General features: G+C 72.1%; 16 protein-coding genes. 6 read left to right on the plus strand and 10 right to left on the minus strand.

Annotated elements, in window-relative coordinates:
• Nucleotides 1-14: 14 nt before the first annotated feature.
• The 5 genes from ACZ4UV_RS40215 to ACZ4UV_RS40235 all read right to left on the minus strand — a co-directional run bounded on the left by ACZ4UV_RS40215 (nucleotide 15) and on the right by ACZ4UV_RS40235 (nucleotide 6,955).
• Nucleotides 15-1,172: an XdhC family protein gene (locus ACZ4UV_RS40215; protein ID WP_467844917.1), complete on the minus strand. Its 1,158-nt coding sequence runs from the start codon at nucleotides 1,170-1,172 to the stop codon at nucleotides 15-17.
• Between the two features lie 147 nt (nucleotides 1,173-1,319).
• A complete protein-coding gene (locus tag ACZ4UV_RS40220; RefSeq protein ID WP_467844920.1) occupies nucleotides 1,320-2,780 on the minus strand; it encodes an NCS2 family permease in 1,461 nt (486 codons plus the stop codon).
• A gap of 277 nt (nucleotides 2,781-3,057) precedes the next feature.
• Complete coding sequence (locus tag ACZ4UV_RS40225; protein WP_451021484.1) at nucleotides 3,058-5,454, minus strand: xanthine dehydrogenase family protein molybdopterin-binding subunit; 2,397 nt, start codon at nucleotides 5,452-5,454, stop codon at nucleotides 3,058-3,060.
• Nucleotides 5,455-5,459: 5 nt separating this feature from the next.
• Nucleotides 5,460-6,053, minus strand: coding sequence for a (2Fe-2S)-binding protein (locus ACZ4UV_RS40230; protein WP_467844923.1), 594 nt, complete (start codon nucleotides 6,051-6,053; stop codon nucleotides 5,460-5,462).
• Entirely contained in the window at nucleotides 6,053-6,955 is a 903-nt protein-coding gene (locus ACZ4UV_RS40235; protein WP_351499136.1) for an FAD binding domain-containing protein, read from the minus strand. The genes ACZ4UV_RS40230 and ACZ4UV_RS40235 overlap by 1 nt, the downstream gene beginning before the upstream one ends.
• 373 nt (nucleotides 6,956-7,328) lie before the next feature.
• On the opposite strand from ACZ4UV_RS40235, the gene ACZ4UV_RS40240 reads away from it, so the two are divergent.
• From ACZ4UV_RS40240 to ACZ4UV_RS40250, 3 genes are all read left to right on the plus strand, one after another.
• Entirely contained in the window at nucleotides 7,329-9,002 is a 1,674-nt protein-coding gene (locus ACZ4UV_RS40240) for a PucR family transcriptional regulator (protein WP_451021482.1), read from the plus strand.
• A 168-nt stretch (nucleotides 9,003-9,170) separates the two neighbouring features.
• Complete coding sequence (locus ACZ4UV_RS40245) at nucleotides 9,171-9,938, plus strand: hypothetical protein (protein WP_388915327.1); 768 nt, start codon at nucleotides 9,171-9,173, stop codon at nucleotides 9,936-9,938.
• Nucleotides 9,939-10,012: 74 nt separating this feature from the next.
• Nucleotides 10,013-10,513, plus strand: a complete 501-nt coding sequence (locus ACZ4UV_RS40250) for a DUF2231 domain-containing protein (RefSeq protein WP_390034757.1) — start codon at nucleotides 10,013-10,015, stop codon at nucleotides 10,511-10,513.
• A gap of 270 nt (nucleotides 10,514-10,783) precedes the next feature.
• On the opposite strand, the gene ACZ4UV_RS40255 is transcribed toward ACZ4UV_RS40250, so the two are convergent.
• On the minus strand, nucleotides 10,784-11,551 hold the full coding sequence (locus ACZ4UV_RS40255; RefSeq protein ID WP_390034758.1) for a GntR family transcriptional regulator: 768 nt from the start codon (nucleotides 11,549-11,551) through the stop codon (nucleotides 10,784-10,786).
• 163 nt (nucleotides 11,552-11,714) lie between these two features.
• On the opposite strand from ACZ4UV_RS40255, the gene ACZ4UV_RS40260 reads away from it, so the two are divergent.
• Entirely contained in the window at nucleotides 11,715-12,539 is an 825-nt protein-coding gene (locus tag ACZ4UV_RS40260; protein WP_451017143.1) for a (2Fe-2S)-binding protein, read from the plus strand.
• A gap of 328 nt (nucleotides 12,540-12,867) precedes the next feature.
• Entirely contained in the window at nucleotides 12,868-13,902 is a 1,035-nt protein-coding gene (locus tag ACZ4UV_RS40265; RefSeq protein WP_451017144.1) for a DUF2637 domain-containing protein, read from the plus strand.
• Between the two features lie 82 nt (nucleotides 13,903-13,984).
• Here ACZ4UV_RS40265 and ACZ4UV_RS40270 read toward each other — a convergent pair whose 3' ends face one another.
• From ACZ4UV_RS40270 to ACZ4UV_RS40280, 3 genes are all read right to left on the minus strand, one after another.
• Nucleotides 13,985-14,440, minus strand: a complete 456-nt coding sequence (locus tag ACZ4UV_RS40270; protein WP_467844929.1) for an ATP-binding protein — start codon at nucleotides 14,438-14,440, stop codon at nucleotides 13,985-13,987.
• A gap of 308 nt (nucleotides 14,441-14,748) precedes the next feature.
• The gene (locus ACZ4UV_RS40275) at nucleotides 14,749-15,210 is read right to left on the minus strand and encodes a hypothetical protein (RefSeq protein WP_451017145.1); all 462 of its coding nucleotides are present in this window, start codon (nucleotides 15,208-15,210) and stop codon (nucleotides 14,749-14,751) included.
• Nucleotides 15,211-15,336: 126 nt separating this feature from the next.
• The gene (locus ACZ4UV_RS40280) at nucleotides 15,337-15,957 is read right to left on the minus strand and encodes a hypothetical protein (protein WP_467844932.1); all 621 of its coding nucleotides are present in this window, start codon (nucleotides 15,955-15,957) and stop codon (nucleotides 15,337-15,339) included.
• Nucleotides 15,958-16,133: 176 nt separating this feature from the next.
• Between ACZ4UV_RS40280 and ACZ4UV_RS40285 the strand changes: the two genes are divergently transcribed.
• Nucleotides 16,134-17,516 carry a helix-turn-helix domain-containing protein gene (locus ACZ4UV_RS40285; protein ID WP_467844934.1) on the plus strand — a complete coding sequence of 461 codons (1,383 nt, stop codon included), beginning with the start codon at nucleotides 16,134-16,136 and terminating at the stop codon, nucleotides 17,514-17,516.
• A 13-nt stretch (nucleotides 17,517-17,529) separates the two neighbouring features.
• Here the strand turns inward: ACZ4UV_RS40285 and ACZ4UV_RS40290 are convergent, their stop codons facing one another.
• Nucleotides 17,530-19,272, minus strand: a complete 1,743-nt coding sequence (locus ACZ4UV_RS40290; protein WP_390034764.1) for a pyruvate dehydrogenase — start codon at nucleotides 19,270-19,272, stop codon at nucleotides 17,530-17,532.
• Nucleotides 19,273-19,289: the final 17 nt, after the last annotated feature.

The following is a 19,289-nucleotide window of genomic DNA, read 5'->3' on the forward strand; positions in this document are numbered from 1 at the left end:
GTGCCGGACAGGCCCTAGGCCACCGACCCGATCCGCCGCGCCGGGACCGGCGACGACGTCACGTCGTGGTGGATCGGGGTGTGCGCGCCGGTCAGGGAGACCCCGCTGCCTCCCCTGCGGTTCGCGACGATCTCGGCCGCGATCGACAGCGCGGTCTCCTCGGGCGTACGGGCACCGAGGTCGAGGCCGATGGGTGACCGGAGGCGGGCCAGCTCCAGTTCCGTGACGCCGATCTCGCGCAGGCGTTCGTTGCGGTCGAGGTGGGTGCGGCGGGAGCCCATCGCGCCGACGTAGGCCACCGGGAGGCGGAGGGCGAGCCGGAGCAGCGGGACGTCGAACTTGGCGTCGTGGGTGAGGACGCACAGGACGGTGCGGCCGTCGACCTGCGTGCGCTCCAGGTACCGGTGCGGCCACTCGACGACGATCTCGTCGGCCTCCGGGAAGCGGTTGCGCGTCGCGAAGACGGGCCGCGCGTCGCACACCGTCACGCGGTAGCCGAGGAACTTGCCTACCCGGACCAGCGCCGACGCGAAGTCGATCGCGCCGAAGACGATCATCCGGGGCGGCGGGACGGACGACTCGACCAGCACCGTGAGCGGTGCTCCGCACCGAGAGCCCTGCTCTCCGATCTCCAGCGTGCCGGTGCGGCCCGCGTCCAGGAAGGCGGCGGCCTCGGCGGCGACCGTGCGGTCCAGCTCGGGGTGGGTGCCGAAGCCGCCCTCCTGGGAACCGTCGGCGTCCACCAGGAGGGCACGGCTCAGCAGCTCCGCCGGCCCGGTGACGATCCGCGCGAGGGCCGCGGCCTCCCCGCGCGCGGCGGCGGCCAGCGCGGCGGCGACCACCGGCCGGGCGGGGTCGTCCGCCCGGACCGGGGTGACGAGGATGTCGATGACGCCGCCACAGGTCAGACCGACGGCGAAGGCGTCCTCGTCGCTGTACCCGAAGCGCTCCAGGACGGTCTCCCCGTCCTCCAGCGCCTGCCGGCACAACTCGTACACGGCACCCTCCACGCACCCGCCGGAGACCGAGCCGACGGCGGTGCCCTCGCCATCCACCGCGAGGGCGGCGCCGGGCTGCCGCGGCGCACTCCCCCCGACCGCCACCACCGTGGCCACGGCGAAGTCACGTCCGTCCGCGACCCACCGGTTCAGCTCCTCGGCGATGTCGAGCATTTCCGGATCTCCTTAACGAGGTTGGGCGAAGGCGCCCCGTAAGGGGCGCTGGGGCCCCCGGCCGAAGGCTGGGGGAGGAACTGCGCGACCAGCCACGACGGACCCGCGGACAACAACCGGCCCGTCACGGCTGAACCAGCGGAACGCCTAGTGAACGCCCAGCCAGCTCTCAATGGGATTGAGGGCGAAATAGACCAGGAAGATCCCTGTCAGACCCCACATGAATGCCCCGATCTCCCGTGCCCTGCCCTGAGCTGCCTTGATGGCGGTGTACGAGATCACGCCGGCGGCCACACCGGAGGTGATGGTGTAGGTGAAGGGCATCAGGACGACCGTCAGGAACACCGGAACGGCGGTGGCCCGGTCGGCCCAGTCCACGTGCCGGGCGTTCATCAGCATCATCGCGCCGATGACCACCAGCGCGGCCGAGGCGACCTCCTGCGGGACGATCGCGGTGAGCGGGGTGAAGAACAGGCAGGCCGCGAAGAACAGGCCGGTGACGACGGACGCGAGACCCGTACGGGCACCCTCGCCGACGCCGGTCGCCGACTCGATGAACACCGTCTGCCCGGAGCCGCCCGCGACCCCGCCGATCGCGCCGCCCGCGCCGTCGATGAACAGCGCCTTGGACAGGCCCGGCATCCGGCCCTTGTCGTCGGCCAGCTTCGCCTCGGTGCCGACGCCGATGATGGTGGCCATCGCGTCGAAGAACCCGGCGAGCACGAGGGTGAAGACGATCATCGCCACCGTCATCGCGCCGACCCTGCCCCAGCCGCCGAACTCGACGTGCCCGAACAGCGAGAAGTCCGGCATGGAGACGGCGGAGCCGTGCAGTTCGGGGGCTGCGCCGCTGGCCCACTGCTTGGGGTCGATGACTCCGAGGCCGTTCAGTGCGGCCGCCACGACGGTGCCGCTGACGATGCCGATCAGGATCGCGCCGGGGACGTTCCGGGCCTGCAGCATGAAGATCAGCAGCAGGGTGCCGGCGAAGAGCAGCACCGGCCAGCCGGCCAGTTCGCCGGCCGGGCCGAGGGTGACCGGGGTGGCCTTGCCCTGGTGCACGAAGCCGGACTTGTAGAAGCCGATGAGGGCGATGAACAGGCCGATGCCCATGGTGATGCCGTGCTTGAGCGCGAGCGGGATCGCGTTCATGATCATCTCGCGCAGGCCGGTGACGACCAGGAGCATGATGACGACGCCGTACATCACGCACATGCCCATCGCCTGCGGCCAGGTCATCTGCGGGGCGACCTGCGAGGAGAGCACGCCGGAGACGGAGAGGCCGGCGGCGAGCGCGAGGGGCACCTTGCCGACGAAGCCCATCAGCAGCGTGGTGAAGGCGGCCGCGAACGCCGTCGCGGTGATCAGCGCCTTCTGGCCGAGGGTGTCCCCGGCCGCGTCCTTGCCGGACAGGATCAGGGGGTTGAGCAGGAGGATGTACGCCATCGCCATGAAGGTGGTGACGCCGCCGCGGACTTCACGCGCGACGCTCGATCCCCGCCGGGATATGTGGAAGTACCGGTCGAGCCAGGACCGTCCGGCCGGGACGCGGGTGCCTTCTCCCGCGTCTTCGGCCGTCGCCCTGGGTTCAAGTGACTGCTGGGTCATGGTGCCGTCTCCCAAGGTTCACAGGGGCCCCCGTGTGTGCCGATGTCTTCGGCGATACACGGGATTTGGGAAGTGCATGACCCGGGGGACGGCCCGGAGGTGCACGCTTGTGGGGTTGGCGCCGGGGAGTTGAGCAGTTGCCCGGCGCCGGGGTGCCGTTGCGCCCACCCGTGCCGCCATGGGGGTCCCCCCAGGCCCTCAAGGCACTGGGGGAGGCACGACTGCCCGCAACGGCAGCGGGGTTACAACGTGGCCGCAAGCCGCGGCCACGCCTTGGTCACGCGTTGCCCGTCAGATGCTCCGGGCGTACCGGCGTGCGGTTGAGCTCCAGGCCGGTCGCGTTGCGGATCGCCGCGAGGACCGCCGGGGTCGAGGACAGGGTCGGGGCCTCGCCGATGCCGCGGAGCCCGTACGGGGCGTGGTCGTCGGCGAGTTCGAGGACGTCGACCGGGATGGTCGGCGTGTCCAGGATGGTCGGGATCAGGTAGTCCGTGAAGGACGGGTTCCTGACCTTCGCGGTCTTCGGGTCGACGATGATCTCCTCCATCACCGCGATGCCCAGGCCCTGGGTCGTACCGCCCTGGATCTGGCCGACGACGGAGAGCGGGTTGAGCGCCTTGCCGACGTCCTGGGCGCAGGCCAGCTCGATGACCTTGACCAGGCCCAGCTCGGTGTCCACCTCGACGACCGCGCGGTGTGCGGCGAAGCTGTACTGGACGTGGCCGTGGCCCTGCCCGGTGTGCAGGTCGAAGGGCACGGTCGGCCGGTGCCGCCACTCCGCCTCGATCTCCACGGCCTCGTCGCCGAGGACGTCCACCAGGTCGGCGAGCACCTCGCCGCCGTCGGTGACGACCTTGCCGCCCTCCAGGAGCAGCTCGGCGGTGGCCCAGGCCGGATGATACGTGCCGAACTTGCGGCGGCCCAGCTCCAGCACCTGCTCGCGCACCAGCTCGCAGGAGTTCTTCACGGCGCCGCCGGTGACGTACGTCTGCCGGGAGGCCGAGGTCGAACCGGCCGAACCCACCTGGGTGTTGGCCGGGTGGATGGTCACCTGCGCCACGCCGAGCTCGGTGCGCGCGATCTGCGCGTGGACGGTCACCCCGCCCTGCCCGACCTCCGCCATCGCCGTGTGCACGACGGCGACCGGCTCGCCGCCGACGACCTCCATGCGCACCCGCGCGGTCGAGTAGTCGTCGAACCCCTCGGAGAAGCCGACGTTCTTGATGCCGACCGCGTACCCGATGCCGCGTACGACGCCTTCGCCGTGCGTGGTGTTGGACAGACCGCCGGGCAGCTGCCGTACGTCCGCGCCCTCGCTGCTCTCCCACTGGCGCTCGGGCGGCAGCGGCATCGCCTTGACCCGGCGCAGGAGTTCGGCGACCGGGGCCGGCGAGTCCACCGGCTGGCCGGTCGGCATGATCGTCCCCTGTTCCATGGCGTTCAGCTTCCTGAACTCCACCGGGTCCATGCCGAGTTGCTTGGCGACCTTGTCCATCTGGGCCTCGTAGGCGAAGCACGCCTGGACCGCGCCGAAGCCGCGCATCGCGCCGCAGGGCGGGTTGTTGGTGTAGAGGGCGATGGCCTCGATCTCGACGTCGTCGACGACGTACGGTCCGATGCCGAGCGAGGAGGCGTTGCCGACGACGGCCGGGGAGGCGGAGGCGTACGCCCCGCCGTCGAGCACGATCCGGCACTTGACGTGCGTCAGCTTGCCTTCACGCGTTGCTCCGTGCTCGTAGTAGAGGCGGGCCGGGTGGCGGTGGACGTGACCGAAGAAGGACTCGAAGCGGTTGTAGACGATCTTGACGGGCTTGCCGGTACGCAGGGCCAGCAGGCAGGCGTGGATCTGCATCGACAGGTCCTCGCGGCCGCCGAACGCGCCGCCGACGCCGGACAGCGTCATCCGCACCTTGTCCTCGGGCAGGCCGAGCACCGGGGCGATCTGGCGCAGGTCGGAGTGGAGCCACTGGGTGGCGATGTAGAGGTGGACGCCGCCGTCCTCCTCGGGCACCGCGAGGCCGGACTCGGGGCCGAGGAAGGCCTGGTCCTGCATGCCGAAGTAGTACTCGCCCTTGACGACGACGTCGGCCTTCTTGGCGGCCTCGTCCGCGTTGCCGCGGATGATCGGCTGGCGGTGCACGATGTTGGGGTGCGGGACGTGGCCGACGTGGTGGTCGTCGCGGTTCTCGTGGACGTGGACCGCGTCCGGGGCGGTGGCGGAGGCCTCGTCGGTGATGACGGGCAGTTCGCGGTACTCGACCTTGATCTTCGCGGCCGCGCGGCGGGCGGTCTCCGGGTGGTCGGCGGCGACGATCGCGATCGGTTCGCCGTGGTGGCGGACCTTGCCGTGGGCGAGGACCGGGGTGTCCTGGATCTCCAGGCCGTAGTTCTTCACCTCGGTGGGCAGGTCGTCGTAGGTCATGACGGCGTAGACGCCGGGCTGGGCGAGGGCCTCGCCGGTGTCGATGGACACGATCTCGGCGTGCGCGACCGTGGAGCGGAGGATCTGGCCCCAGAGCATGTCCTCGTGCCACATGTCGGACGAGTACGCGAACTCGCCGGTGACCTTGAGGGTGCCGTCCGGGCGGAGCGTGGACTCGCCGATGCCGCCCCGGGTCTGGGAGCCCTGGGTGACCTTGGTGGGCGTGCCGAGGGGGGCGCTGTTGGTGGGCATCCGGTTCAGACCGCCTCTCCCTGCCGGGCGGCCGCGAGGCGGACCGCGTCCATGATCTTCTCGTAGCCGGTGCAGCGGCACAGGTTGCCCGAGAGGGCCTCGCGGATGTCCGCGTCGCTCGGGTTGGGGTTGCGCTCCAGCATCTCGTCGGCGGCGACCAGCAGACCGGGGGTGCAGAAGCCGCACTGGACGGCGCCGGCGTCGATGAAGGCCTGCTGGACGGGGGAGAGTCGGGTGCCTTCGCCGGTCTGGGAGTCGGCGGGGGGCTTGGGCTGCCAGCTCTGCGAGGTGTCACGCGTGACATGTGACATAGCACTGTCGCCGTGGCCCGTCCCGCCGCAGGCCCGCCGCTCCGCGAACTCCGCCAGCCCCTCCACGGTGACGACCTCCCGGCCCTCCACCTGTCCCGCCGCGACCAGGCACGAGCACACGGGCACGCCGTCCAGCCGGACGGTGCAGGACCCGCACTCGCCCTGCTCACAGGCGTTCTTGGAACCGGGCAGGCCGAGCCGCTCCCGCAGCACGTACAGCAGGGACTCGCCCTCCCACACGTCGTCGGCTTCCTGCGGACGTCCGTTGACGGTGAAGTTGACGCGCATCAGGCGACACTCCCCTTCTGCTCAGGGTTCTGCCCAGTAGTGCCGCGGTACGACTCCCAGGTCCAGGTGAGGGTGCGGCGGGCCATCACGCCGACCGCGTGGCGGCGGTAGCTCGCGGTGCCCCGGACGTCGTCGATCGGGTTGCAGGCGGCGGCGCACAGGTCCGCGAACTGCTTGGCGACCGACGGGGTGATGATCTTCCCGTTGTCCCAGAAGCCGCCCTCGTCGAGCGCCGCGTTCAGGAAGTCCTCGGCGGTCTTCGCCCGCACGGGTGTCGGGGCGGCCGAACCGATCCCGGTCCGCACGGTCCGCGTCTCCGGATGCAGGGCGAGCCCGAAGGCGCACACGGCGATCACCATGGCATTGCGCGTACCGACCTTCGAGTACTGCTGCGGGCCGTCGGCCTTCTTCACGTGCACCGCGCGGATCAGCTCGTCGGGCGCGAGGGCGTTGCGCTTGACGCCGGTGTAGAAGTCGTCGATGGGGATGAGCCGGGTGCCGCGCACCGACTCGGCCTCGACCTCGGCGCCGGCCGCGAGCAGCGCGGGGTGGGCGTCGCCGGCCGGGGAGGCGGTGCCGAGGTTGCCGCCGACGCCGCCGCGGTTGCGGATCTGCGGGGAGGCGACGGTGTGCGAGGCGAGGGCGAGACCGGGCAGCTCGGCGCGGAGGTTCTCCATGATCCGGGTGTACGGGACGGAGGCGCCGAGCCGTACGCTCTCCTCGCCGACCTCCCATTCGTAGAGATCGCCGATGCGGTTGAGATCGAGGAGGTACTCGGGCCGGCGGTGGTCGAAGTTGATCTCGACCATCACATCGGTGCCACCCGCGATCGGCACTGCGGTGGGGTGCTCGGCCTTCGCGGCGAGCGCCTCCTCCCAGCTGGCGGGGCGAAGGAAGTCCATGACCGGCTCTCTTCTCCGTCTCGTGAGTCTCGTGAGTCGTGCGGATTGAGCCAATCCGTGTGCGGCGGGCCCGGCTCGTTCATGTCCTGTTAACGCGGAATGACGTCAGTACACCGCCCCTTACTCCGGCGGGGTCAGTCACCGAAACCATGAAGGAGTTGGCTGGCCAGCACGGGCATCTTGTAGATTCGTATGAACGGAGGGCATCAGTAACCTCTTGGTTTTCCTGCGGAAACGCAGGAAACGCCCTGGCGACCACCGGTTGCGGCCCGGCAGCCCTTGGTGACGGCCCACGGAGGCGCCCGCCGGGCACCTCCCCCGTGACCCTTCATGATTCATCGTAGATTTCGAGACACAGAACGGCGGCAACGAGATGCGGCTGCGCGCACTGCTGGACACCGATGCGCTGGGCCTGCGGCTGCTCGGCGGCGAGGACGAGCTGGACCGTACCGTGCGCGGGGTCATGACCACGGACCTGCGCGACCCGAGCCGCTACCTCTCCGGCGGCGAGCTGGTGCTGACGGGCCTGGCGTGGCGCCGGGACGCGGCGGACTCCGAGCCGTTCGTTCGACTGCTGGTGCAGGCCGGGGTGGTCGCGCTGGCGGCCGGTGAGGCGGAGCTGGGCGACGTTCCGGACGACCTGGCCGTGGCCTGCGCGCGCCACCGGCTCCCGCTCTTCGCCGTGCACGAGTCGGTGGCCTTCGCGACGATCACCGAGCATGTCGTACGGCAGGTCAGCGGCGAGCGCGCCGGGGACCTGGCGGCCGTGGTGGACCGGCACCGGCGGATGATGACCTCGGGCCCGGCGGGCGGCGGCCCGGACGTGGTCCTCGACCTGCTCGGCTCCGACCTGGACCTGCGTGCCTGGGTGCTGTCCCCGGCCGGCCGCCTGATCGCGGGCTCCAAGGTGTCCGGGCCCGCGCTGCCCGCCGACGCCTGTGCCGGGCTGGCCGCCGAGCACCTGGCCGCCACCCGCACCGGCCGCCGCGGCCCGCACCGCGTGCTGCTCGGCGGCTCGACCTACTCCCTCTTCCCGATCCGCTCCAGCGGCCGCTCGCCGCAGGGCGCCCGGGACGTGCGCGAGACCGTGCTGTCGGACTGGCTGCTGGCGGTCGAGGCGGACGCGGGCGACTGGCCGGAGGAGCGGCTCGACCTGCTCCAGGGCGTCACCCAGCTGATCGCCGTGGAGCGCGACCGCCGCGACGCGGCCCGCACGGTGCGGCGCAGGCTCGCGCAGGAGGTCCTGGAGCTGGTCCAGACGGGCGCCGCACCGGCCGAGATCGCCGCCCGGCTGCGGGTGGCCGCCCCGGTCCTGTTGCCCGGGTTCGGCGCCGCGCCGCACTGGCAGGTGGTCGTCGCCCGCGTCGAGTGGGACGGCGGGGAGGTCGAGGGCGGCCCGGTCGCCCAGTCCCTCCTGGAGGAGATCCTGGTCGACCCGCTGGCGACCGGCCCGGAGCCCTCCGACCGGATAGCGGTGGCCCACACCGGCGACGAGGCGATCGCCCTCGTACCGCTGCCCGCCGTGACCGCTGAGCACGACGGCTCCGAGTCCGGCATCCACGCCGACGTCCTCCTGGAGTCGGTACGGGTCCCGCTGTCGGCGGGTCTCGACGACGACGGCCGGGTCACGCTCGGCGTCAGCGCGGCCGTGCACTCGGCGGAGGGACTGCGCGGTGCCCTGGAGGAGGCCCGGCACGCCCGCCGGGTGGCCGCCGCCCGCCCCGGCCGGGTCTGCGCGGCCGGCCACCAGGAGCTCGCGTCGCACGTGCTGCTCCTCCCCTTCGTCCCCGACGACGTCCGCCGCGCCTTCACCGCCCGGCTGCTGGACCCGCTCCGGGACTACGACCGCCGCCACCGCGCCGAACTGATCCCCACCCTGGAGGCGTTCCTCGACTGCGACGGCTCCTGGACCCGCTGCGCCACCCGTCTCCACCTGCACGTCAACACGCTGCGCTACCGCGTGGGGAGGATCGAGCAGTTGACGGGCCGGGACCTGTCCCGGCTGGAGGACAAGCTCGATTTCTTCTTGGCATTGCGGATGAGCTGAGGTCACGCGGGCGTGCGACCGTCTCATGCCAAGTGCCGCCGCCGTCCCACGACTTTGTGAAATTATTCACCCACCCTCTTGGCCCCGCGCGGCGATCGGTGCTGGAATGCGGCCACCACTTCACTGCTCGACGGCGCGCAAGGGGAGGGCAACGTGGCGTACTCCGCCATGTCTGGGAACGGAACGACCGACGGTGACGATCCGCTCCAGACCGCGGTATGGCGGCTGCGCTCGCGGGCCTGCTGGGCCGACGCGGCGGCTCTGCTGCCGTCGGACACGCCGACGTACACCCTGCAGCGGGCGGGGCTGATGGTCGAGCGGTGTCTGTACACCGAGGGGGGCTGGGAGGAGGCCGAGGACGCGCTGCGGACGGCGGAGGCGGTGGCCCGGACCGACGAGGAGCGGGGCGCGGCCGCCTGCGAACGCGGCCAACTCGCCTACGCCGCCACGCTGCACGGTGTCCGCGACAGGGCGGACGAGGCGCGGGCCGCGCTCGGGAGGGCGGCGGCGCTGATCCCGCCGGGGGCGCCGGGCCGGGCGCTGCTCGACTTCCGCCGGGGTCTGCTGGCGGAGAACCTGACCCGCTCCCCGCAGGCGGCCCGCGCCGCCTACCGCCGGGCCCACGCCGCCGCCACCGCTCACGCCGACCCGCTCCTGCTCTCGTTCACCTGGCGTCACCTGGCCGGACTGGCGCTGCGGGACGGGGAGTTGGCGGAGGCGCGGCACGGTTTCGCGGAGTCGCTGCGGATCAGGGAGGAACTGGGTTACCTGGTGGGCACCGCCCCGGCGCTGGCCTCCCTGGCCGACACGGAGTCCGAGCCGGAGGCGTCGCGCCTGCGGGAGGAGGCGGGACGGCTGTTCCGGCTCCTGGGCGGCGTCCCCACCTGGCTGGCGAGACAGCTGACTCCGCCCGCACCGGGAGCGGCGACCGCCTGAGACCCGACTCAGAGGAAACTGAGAGTCTGCTGTGGCAGCGTGACGCGCCCCGACCCTCTCAGGAGCGCTTCGCCATGAGCACCGTCAACGGGCTGCCGGCCCATGTCCTGCTGGTCCACATCGTCGTCGTCCTGGTTCCACTGACCGCACTCGCCCTGGTGGCCGCGGCGCTGTGGCCGCGGGCCGCCCGGCGGCTGGGCGTACTGCTTCCCGCGCTCGCCCTGGTCGCCCTGGTCAGCGTGCCGCTGGCGACCCAGGCCGGCGAGTGGCTGGAGCGGCACGTGACCGAGGACACGCTGGTCCGCCGGCACACCGAACTGGGCGACGGGCTGCTGCCCTGGGCCCTGGGCCTGTTCGTGCTGGCCACGGTGGTGTGGTGGGCGACGCGACGCGGCGGGCAGGAGCAGGCTCCCGGCAAGGGCGCCCGCTGGTCGGCCCTCCCGGTCCGGATCGTCGTGGGCGTGCTGTCGGTGGCCGTGGCGGCCGGCGCGGTCGTCGACGTCTACCGCATAGGCGACTCGGGCGCGAAGGCCGCGTGGCACGACGCGTACCAGAAGACCGCACAGGGCAACTGAGTGGGCTGAGGCCGGGGGCGTGGACGCTCACCGGCGCTTGCCGGCTGCCGCCCGCGCCCACCCGTGCCGCCCTGGGGGGGCACCTCCCAGGCCCTTAAGGCACTGGGGGAGGCACGACTGCCCGCGACTGAGGAGCCCCGTAAGGGGCGCTGGGGGTACCCCCGGCCGAAGGCTGGGGGAGGAACTGCGCGAGCAACCCCCCACGCACTCGCACCCGGCTCCCGGCCGCCACCCCGCACGGCGAATAGCCGCGCAAACGCCCTCCCCCTGTCACCCCGCGTCGGCGAAATGCCCGGCCACCAACCTCCGCACCGCATCCAGCTCCCCCGAGATCAACGCCTCCAGCAACGCCGCATGCTCCGCCGCGTCCGCCATCAGCTCCGCCCGAGCCCCGCGCAACGGCAGAGCCCTCCTGTGCAGGTCCTCCGCGATCTGCACCAGCTGCTCGTTGCCCGCAAGGCCCAGCACCGCCCGGTGGAACGCCCGGTCGGCCTCCGCGTACGTCGCCCGGCACCCCGTCGCCGCCACCCGCACCGACTCCTCGGCCAGCGGCCGCAACGCCGCCCACCGCTCGGCCGGCACGCTGCGCGCCAGCCGCATCATCACCGGAACCTCGATCAGCGCCCGCACCTCGGCCAGTTCCGCGAGCTCGCGAGCGCCCCGCTCGACGACCCGGAATCCGCGGTTGGGCACGACCTCGACCGCGCCCTCCAGCGCCAGCTGCTGCATCGCCTCGCGCACCGGCGTCGCGGAGACCCCGAACCGCTCCCCCAGCGCCGGCGCCGAGTACACCTCGCCGGGCGCCAGCTCCCCGCCGACCAGCGCGGTGCGCAGCGCGTCGAGGATCTGCCCGCGCACGGACGCCCGCTGCACGGCGGGCCTGGGCTGCGGGACCGGCCGCTCACCGTGGGTGTGCTCACCCCGGGCGGCCGGCAGACCGGCGGGGAAACCGGGCGCCTCCCGCGCCGACTCCCCGGACCGCGACTGCGCCGGCACCCTGGCGGTCTCGGCGGAAGCCGGGTGCGCGCGCTGGTTCACGGGTCCTCCTCCGGCTCGTCGGCACTTGGGTCATTAACGGCGGGTTGTTACTTGTCCGTCAAGCACCTTAGGCGCACAAGGCGCTGGTTCAAATTTCCGAACGAATGGGTAAGGTAAGGCTTACTTATCTGACAGTCGGCCCGCACCCGATCGGTGGTAGCCCATGTCCTCCCCCGTCTCCGCCGCCTACGCGCGCCTCACCGAGGTCTGCCCGGACCTGGCGGTCACGGAGCTGGGACCGGGCGAACCGGCACCCCGGGGCGGCGGCTGGGTCGGCGCCGCCGAGCTGGCGGCCGGCGGCCCCGGCCTGGACGCCTTCCTGGCCTGGGACGAGGACCAGATCCTGCGGGACGAGGGAAAGCCGGCCCGCCCCGACGTGGTCGCCACCTTCGGCCTGCACCGCTACGGCTGGGCCGCCTGCCTCCTGATCACCCTCCCCTGGTTCCTGGACCGCCGGGTCCCCCGCCTCCCCGCCTCCGAGGTGTCGTACGACCGCACGGCGGGCCGGATGGCCGTACGGGTCGCCTCCTTCGCCTGCCTCCCGGACGACCCGGCGGCGGCGCTGCCCGGTGCGGTCGTCGTGGCCGGCGAGGAGGCGCTGCGGGCCGAGGTACGGGCGGCCGTCGCCGAGCACCTGGAGCCGGTCCTCGGCGGCTTCGGGCCGCGGATGCGGCGGCGCGGGCGCGCACTGTGGGGCATGGCGACGGACGAGGTCGTCGAGGGCCTCTGGTACATCGCCGGACTGCTCGGGGACGAGGCACGGGCCGTACGGGAACTCGAACAGCTGCTCCCGGGCGCGACCAGGCCCTACGTCGGCTCGGCCGCCTTCCGGGTGCTGTCCGGCCCGGCCGGGGAGCCGCTGCCGACCCGGGACCGGGCGAGCTGCTGCATGTACTACACGCTGCGCCCCGAGGACACCTGCGCCACCTGCCCGCGCACCTGCGACGACGACCGGATCGCCAAACTCACGGCCGCCGCGGCGGCCTGAGCCCCCCTCAGGCTGTTCGAAGCACCCACCCCCGGGACACAGCACTCCCCGGCATCCACTAAGATCGCCGGTGGCAAGGTCACCCTGCGCGGACAGGAAATTCACAACTTCCCCACTTGCCGCAGGAACTTTCCGAGGAACCACCCGTATGGGTAGTCTTACTCGAACTCAACTCCCGCCCCTCATGCGGCAGTTCGAGCAGAATGCCGCCCTGGGGCATCCCCTTGCACTTCCTTGGCGGCCTCTTGCCCCGAAACCCCCTGAGGGCCAGTGGGATTGGGCCACTATGGCGGGCGATACGCCCTATCCCAATGCAAGGGACCCCTAGATGAGACTGACCGACATATCGCTGAACTGGCTGCTTCCCGGCGCCGTACTGCTCCTGGGCATGCTGGTCGCGGTGGCGGTGCTGACGCGCTCCAAGCGGTCCGGCGGGGAGCACGCGAAGGACGACTCGTGGGAGCGCAGCGAGGAGCGTCGCCGGCGCAAGGAGGCCATATACGCCACCGCCGCCTACGTGCTCCTGTTCTGCTGTGCGGCGGTGTCCGCAGCCCTCTCCTTCCACGGACTGGTCGGCTTCGGCCAGCAGAACCTCAACCTCTCCGGCGGCTGGGAGTACCTGGTGCCGTTCGGCCTGGACGGCGCCGCGATGTTCTGCTCCGTCCTCGCGGTGCGCGAGGCCAGCCACGGTGACGCGGCGCTCGGCTCCCGGATCCTCGTATGGACCTTCGCGGGCGCGTCCGCCTGGTTCAACTGGGTGCACGCTCCCAGGGGCGGGGGCCACGCCGGCGCCCCGCAGTTCTTCGCCGGCATGTCGCTGTCCGCGGCCGTCCTCTTCGACCGCGCGCTGAAGCAGACCCGCAAGGCCGCCCTGCGCGAGCAGGGTCTGGTGCCGCGCCCGCTGCCGCAGATCCGTATCGTCCGCTGGCTGCGCGCTCCCCGCGAGACGTACAAGGCCTGGTCGCTGATGCTCCTCGAGGGCGTGCGCAGCCTGGACGAGGCGGTCGACGAGGTGCGCGAGGACAAGCGCCAGAAGGAGGCCAACCGGCTGCGCCGCCGCGAGCAGGACCGTCTGGAGCGGGCCCAGCTCAAGGCCATAAGCCGAGGCCACCGCGGCTTCGTCGGACGCACCGGCCGGCAGGACGAGGTGCACCAGGTCGAGCGCGCTCCTCAGCCCACTGCGGAGCCTGCCATAGCGGCGCCGGAGCAGCTGCCCGTACGCCAGCGGCCCTCCCTTCAGCCCGTCCGCAAAGGGTCTGACCCGATCACCGTCGACCTGACCGCGGAGGACGACACAATGGCGCTGCCGCGCCTCGACTCCCTGGAGCGCAAGCTCAAGGACCTCGAGCAGCAGTTCGGCTGATCGCCTGCTGCCGCACAGCACCTCGGGACGGGGGCGTGACCATGACGGTCACGCCCCCGTCCCGTTGGGTACGAGGAGCCGGCTAGGCGGCCTCCGCGTCCAGTTCGAACCACACCGACTTGCCCACCTCGTGCGACTGGACGCCCCACGCGTCGGCGAAGGCGTCGACCAGCACCAGGCCCCGGCCGTGCGTGCCGTCGTCGGTGTCGGTGCCGGGGGCGCACATCCGCGGTTTGCGGGACACGAAGTCCCTTACCTCCACCCGCAGTTGGCCCGGTGCCACGAGGGCCGTCAGCACCGCCTCCCGGTCGGTGTGGACGAGCGCGTTGGTGACGAGTTCACTGGTGAGCAGTTCTGCTATCTCGGAGCGGCCGGGCCGCCCCCAGTGCCGCAGCAGTTCCCGCAGTTCCCTGCGCGCCTCGGGCACCGCCCGCAGGTCCGACCGTCCCAGCCGGCGCCTGAGCTGCGACGGGTTTCCCCGTTCCGTCGTGTCGGTCTCTTCCCCCGCCGTCTTCGCCGAGGAGGCCCCGATGGCCACGGGACCGCCCCCTCGTGCCTGACTGTTCATGACCCCCGCCCGCACGCTGTTTGCCGGATCCCCTCCTGATCGAACACGTTCACGGGGATCCATGCCCGCTCGGGCACGGGCCAGTCATGTCACGCCGATGACGACCGGGTGTTCGGCCATGTCCCGGATCCGCCCCCGCGCGTACGCCGCGGCCCGGACCGTCCCGTACGCGCCACCGGTGCCGTGGACCCGGCGCGAATCAGCCCCTCGCACAACCCGCCGAGCTGATTCCCCCGGTCCACGGCACCGGCGAACCTGGCCGAAACCTGTCCTTCCGGCTACTTGCTCCCGAGGCCCTTGGTGCCGATGTTGACGATCTTGTGGGTGTCACGGGTCATGTCGACGACCAGCTTCGAGGTGGTGTTGCGGCTCCAGGTGAGCGTGATGACGGCCTCCGTGTACTTTCCGGTGCCGTGGTCCGTGACCTTCCACTTGAGCGGGGTGTTCTGGGCCCGCAGCACCCCGTCCGCGTGCTCGCGGTTCTCCCAGGCCTTCAGCTTCTTCAGGTAGGTCGGGGCGATGTAGTAGGCGCGCAGCGCGGTGGGCAGGTTGCCGCTGCCGTCCGGGTCGCTCTCCGCGTCGATGTAGGCGCCGTAGAAGTCGGCGATCCGGCTGATGTTGTCGGCCGGGCTGCCACTGACGGTGCGCGGTGCGCCGGCCGAGGCCTGGGCGGTGGCGCCGAGCCCGAGGGCCACGGCGAGGACGCCGGCGGTGAGGACGGCGCGGGTCTTGCTGCTCATGTCTGTTCCCCGTTTTCTGTGTCTTCGTGTCTTTGCGTCTTGTGTCTTGTGTCTTGCGTCTTTACGTCTGGGGCCGCCCTCCCCTCCCCCGAGGGAGAGGGCGGCCCCGGTCCCGGTGCCCCTGCGTCAGTGGAGCTTGTTCACGGCCGTGGTGGTGGTCTTCTTGAAGGCCTTCACGGGCGCGTCCACGAAGCCGCCGAGCTGCCCCCAGTCCATGACGGTGACGGTGCGCCCCTCCCGGCCGATGGAGATCAGCCGGATGTCACTCGTGCCCCAGGCGGTCACGGTGCGCAGGGCGTAGACATGGGCGCCGTCCCCGACCGGGAGGGTGCCGTGGTCCTGGAGCGTGGCCCGCATCTGCGGGTCCTCCATCTCGATCCGGTCCGCACAGGACACGATGTCCTCGTCGAGCTTCGCGAACCGGCCCTTCGCCAGGCGGACGCTGGGCAGCTCGGCGCTGACCTGACGGGCACTCGTGTCGAGGTCGGTCCGGAACTTCCGGTACCAGGAGTCCTGGCCGCCGCCGAGCCCGACGCCGATGCAGATGTCCTGCCTGACCTCCTCCGGAATGCCGGCGGTGACCTTGCCGGCCGTCCAGGACGTGCCGGCCCGCGGCGGCAGGTCGGCCGCCCTGAGGAAGCCGGGCGCCTTGGGTGCGGCCGCCGCGGGAGCGGCGAGCGCGGTACCGGCGACGAGTGCGGCGCCGGCGAGTGCGGTGAGCGCGCCTGCTCGGGTGCGCTTGGGCATGGGTGTTCCCCCGTGGGTCGGTGCATGGGTGTGGGCTGCCGCCGACGCGGCCGGTGGTCGGTCCGGCCCTGCTCGGTGCGACACCAAGAGCATCGGCCGTCACCGGCGTGGACCGCAACGGCGGCCGCCCGTTTCCCCGCCCTGGAACCATCCCAGCCCCGTTGACGTGCAGGTATATGAGTGCCTGGGATGGCGAGGACCGGGGGAGGGCGCCCGTGCGCGACGACGTCGAGGAGTTCGCGGCGCTGCTGCGGCAGTTGAAGGACCGTACGGACCGGAGCTACGGCTCCCTGGCCCGTCGGCTGAACATGAACACCTCCACCCTGCACCGCTACTGCGCGGGCGAGGCGGTACCGCTGGACTTCGCTCCGGTGGAACGCCTGGCCGCGTTCTGCGGGGCGACACCGCAGGAACGGCTCGCACTCCACGAGCGCTGGCTGCGCGCGGTGGCGGCACGCCAGCGACCGCGCGCCGGAGAGAGCGCGACGCCTGGGGAGAACGCAGAGACCGAGGAGAGCACCGGCCCCGCGGCCGACACCCCCGCACCGGCGGGTGCCCGCGAACCGGCGGAGATCCCCGGCTCCGCCACCGAGCCCTCGCCGGAAGCCGCCCCCGTCCCCCGCCCCTGGTACCGGCGGCGTCGCACACTGGTCGCCTCGGCCGTGGCCACCGTGCTCCTGGCGACGCTGGGCACCCTGGCCGCCCTCCCCGACGACCGGCAGGCCGCAGGCACCGCGGCCCAGGGCCCCGGCTCCTCCGCCCCGGCCGCCGCCGGTGACGCCCAGCGCCACGGCAGCGGCGCCACCGGCCCGGGCCCGAACTCCGCCTCCGCCACCCCGTCGTCCCCGACCTCGTCCTCGTCCTCGACCGCCTCGGGCGGCGCCAGGACCTCCTCCCCCTCCGGCAGCACTCCCGGCACCCCGGCCCCGACCGCCGTTCCCCTCACCTGGACCGCGAACTCGCAGCTGTGGGAGCTGGGCTGCGACCACGACTACGTCATCGACAAGCAGCCGGCCCAGGTCCCGCCACCGCCCGCCCCGCAGGACGCCGGCGCCTGGGCGGCCACCCAGGGCGCGGTGCACGGCGGCAACACGATCGTGGACGTGTCCGTGCAGGGCCGTTCGTCCACCGCCGTCGTCCTGGAGGCTCTGCGGGTGCGCGTCGTCGGCCGTACGGCTCCCGCGCCCGGCATCGCCTACTCCATGGCCGACGGCTGCGGCGGCGGGCTCACTCCGCGGTACTTCGACGTGAACCTGGACAAGGACCGTCCGATCGCCCGCCCGGTGGCCGGTGAGGGTCCCGACGGGCAGACCGTCTCGACCATGCACCTGCCCTACCGGGTCTCCGCCACGGACCCCGAGGTGCTGCGCGTCAAGGCGAGCACCGCGGGGTGTGACTGCCGCTGGTACCTCGAACTCGACTGGTCGTCACAGGGCCGCAGCGGCACGGTCCGGATCGACGACCACGGCCGGCCGTTCCGCACCAGCTCCGTCAAGGGCCTGCCGCACTACTGGTACGGCTCGGTCGACGGCGTCCGCCAGTGGGTGCCCACCGACTGAGCGGTGCCCCGGGTCACGGCCGCGGCACGTTGCGCAGGTTGGAGCGGGCCATCTGGACCATCCGGCCCACGCCGCCGTCGAGGACCATCTTGGACGCGGAGAGCGCGAAGCCGGTGACCATCTCGGCCTTGATCTTCGGCGGGATGGACAGCGCGTTGGGGTCGGTCACCACGTCGACCAGGGCCGGCCCCTTGTGCTTGAAGGCGTCCTTCAGCGCACCCGCCAGCTGCTTGGGCTTCTCGACCCGCACGCCGTAGGCTCCGCAGGCCAGCGCGACGGCGGCGAAGTTGGGATTGGTGTTACCGGTGCCGTACGCGGGCAGCCCCGCGACCAGCATCTCCAACTCGACCATGCTCAGCGCCGAGTTGTTGAAAAGGACCACCTTCACCGGCAGGTCGTACTGGACCAGGGTCAGGAAGTCGCCCATCAGCATGGCGAATCCGCCGTCCCCGGACACGGACACGACCTGCCGCCGCCGGTCGGTGAACTGGGCGCCGATCGCCATCGGCAGCGCGTTGGCCATCGAGCCGTGCGAGAACGAACCGATCACGCGGCGGCGGCCGTTGGGCGAGATGTAGCGGGCCGCCCACACGTTGCACATGCCGGTGTCGACGGTGAACACCGCGTCGTCGTCGGCGAGTTCGTCGAGGACCGAGGCCACGTACTCCGGGTGGATCGGGACGTGCTTCTCGACCTTCCTCGTGTACGCCTTCACCACCCCCTCCAGCGCGTCCGCGTGTTTCTTCAGCATCCGGTCGAGGAACCGCCGGTTCTCCTTGGCCCGCACCCGCGGCACCAGGCAGCGCAGCGTCTCGCGCACGTCACCCCACACCGCGAGGTCCAGGCGGGAGCGGCGGCCCAGCACCTCGGGGCGGACGTCGACCTGGACGATCTGCACGTCGTCGGGGAGGAAGGCGTTGTACGGGAAGTCGGTGCCGAGCAGGATCAGCAGGTCGCACTCGTGGGTGGCCTCGTAGGCCGCGCCGTAGCCGAGCAGCCCGCTCATGCCGACGTCGTACGGGTTGTCGTACTGGATCCACTCCTTGCCGCGCAGGGCGTGGCCGACCGGGGACTTGACCTTCTCCGCCAGCTCCATGACCTCCGCGTGGGCGCCGGCCGTGCCGCTGCCGCAGAACAGGGTCACCTTGTCCGCCGCGTCGATCATCGCGACCAGCTTGTCGAGTTCGGCGTCGCCGGGGCGGACGGTGGGCCGGGAGGTGACGATGGCCGCCGAGGCGGACTGCTCCGGGGCGGGCTGGTCGGCGATGTCACCGGGCAGGCTCACCACGCTCACCCCGCTGCGGCCGACCGCGTGCTGGATGGCGGTCTGGAGCAGCCGGGGCATCTGCTGCGGGCTGGAGATCAGTTCGCTGTAGTGGCTGCACTCCTGGAAGAGCCGGTCGGGGTGGGTCTCCTGGAAGTAGCCGAGGCCGATCTCGCTGGAGGGGATGTGGGAGGCGAGGGCGAGGACCGGGGCCATCGAGCGGTGGGCGTCGTACAGGCCGTTGATGAGGTGCAGGTTGCCCGGGCCGCAGGAGCCGGCGCAGGCCGCCAGCGTGCCGGTGATCTGGGCCTCGGCGCCGGCCGCGAAGGCGGCGGTCTCCTCGTGGCGGACGTGGATCCAGTCGATGGCGGAGTTGCGGCGGACGGCGTCGACGACCGGGTTGAGGCTGTCGCCGACGACGCCGTAGAGGCGGCGCACCCCGGCGCGGACGAGGATGTCGACGAACTGTTCGGCGACGTTCTGCTTGGCCATGGCGGTCGGGCACCCTT

The sequence above is a fragment of the Streptomyces sp. NPDC028289 genome (assembly GCF_055565975.1).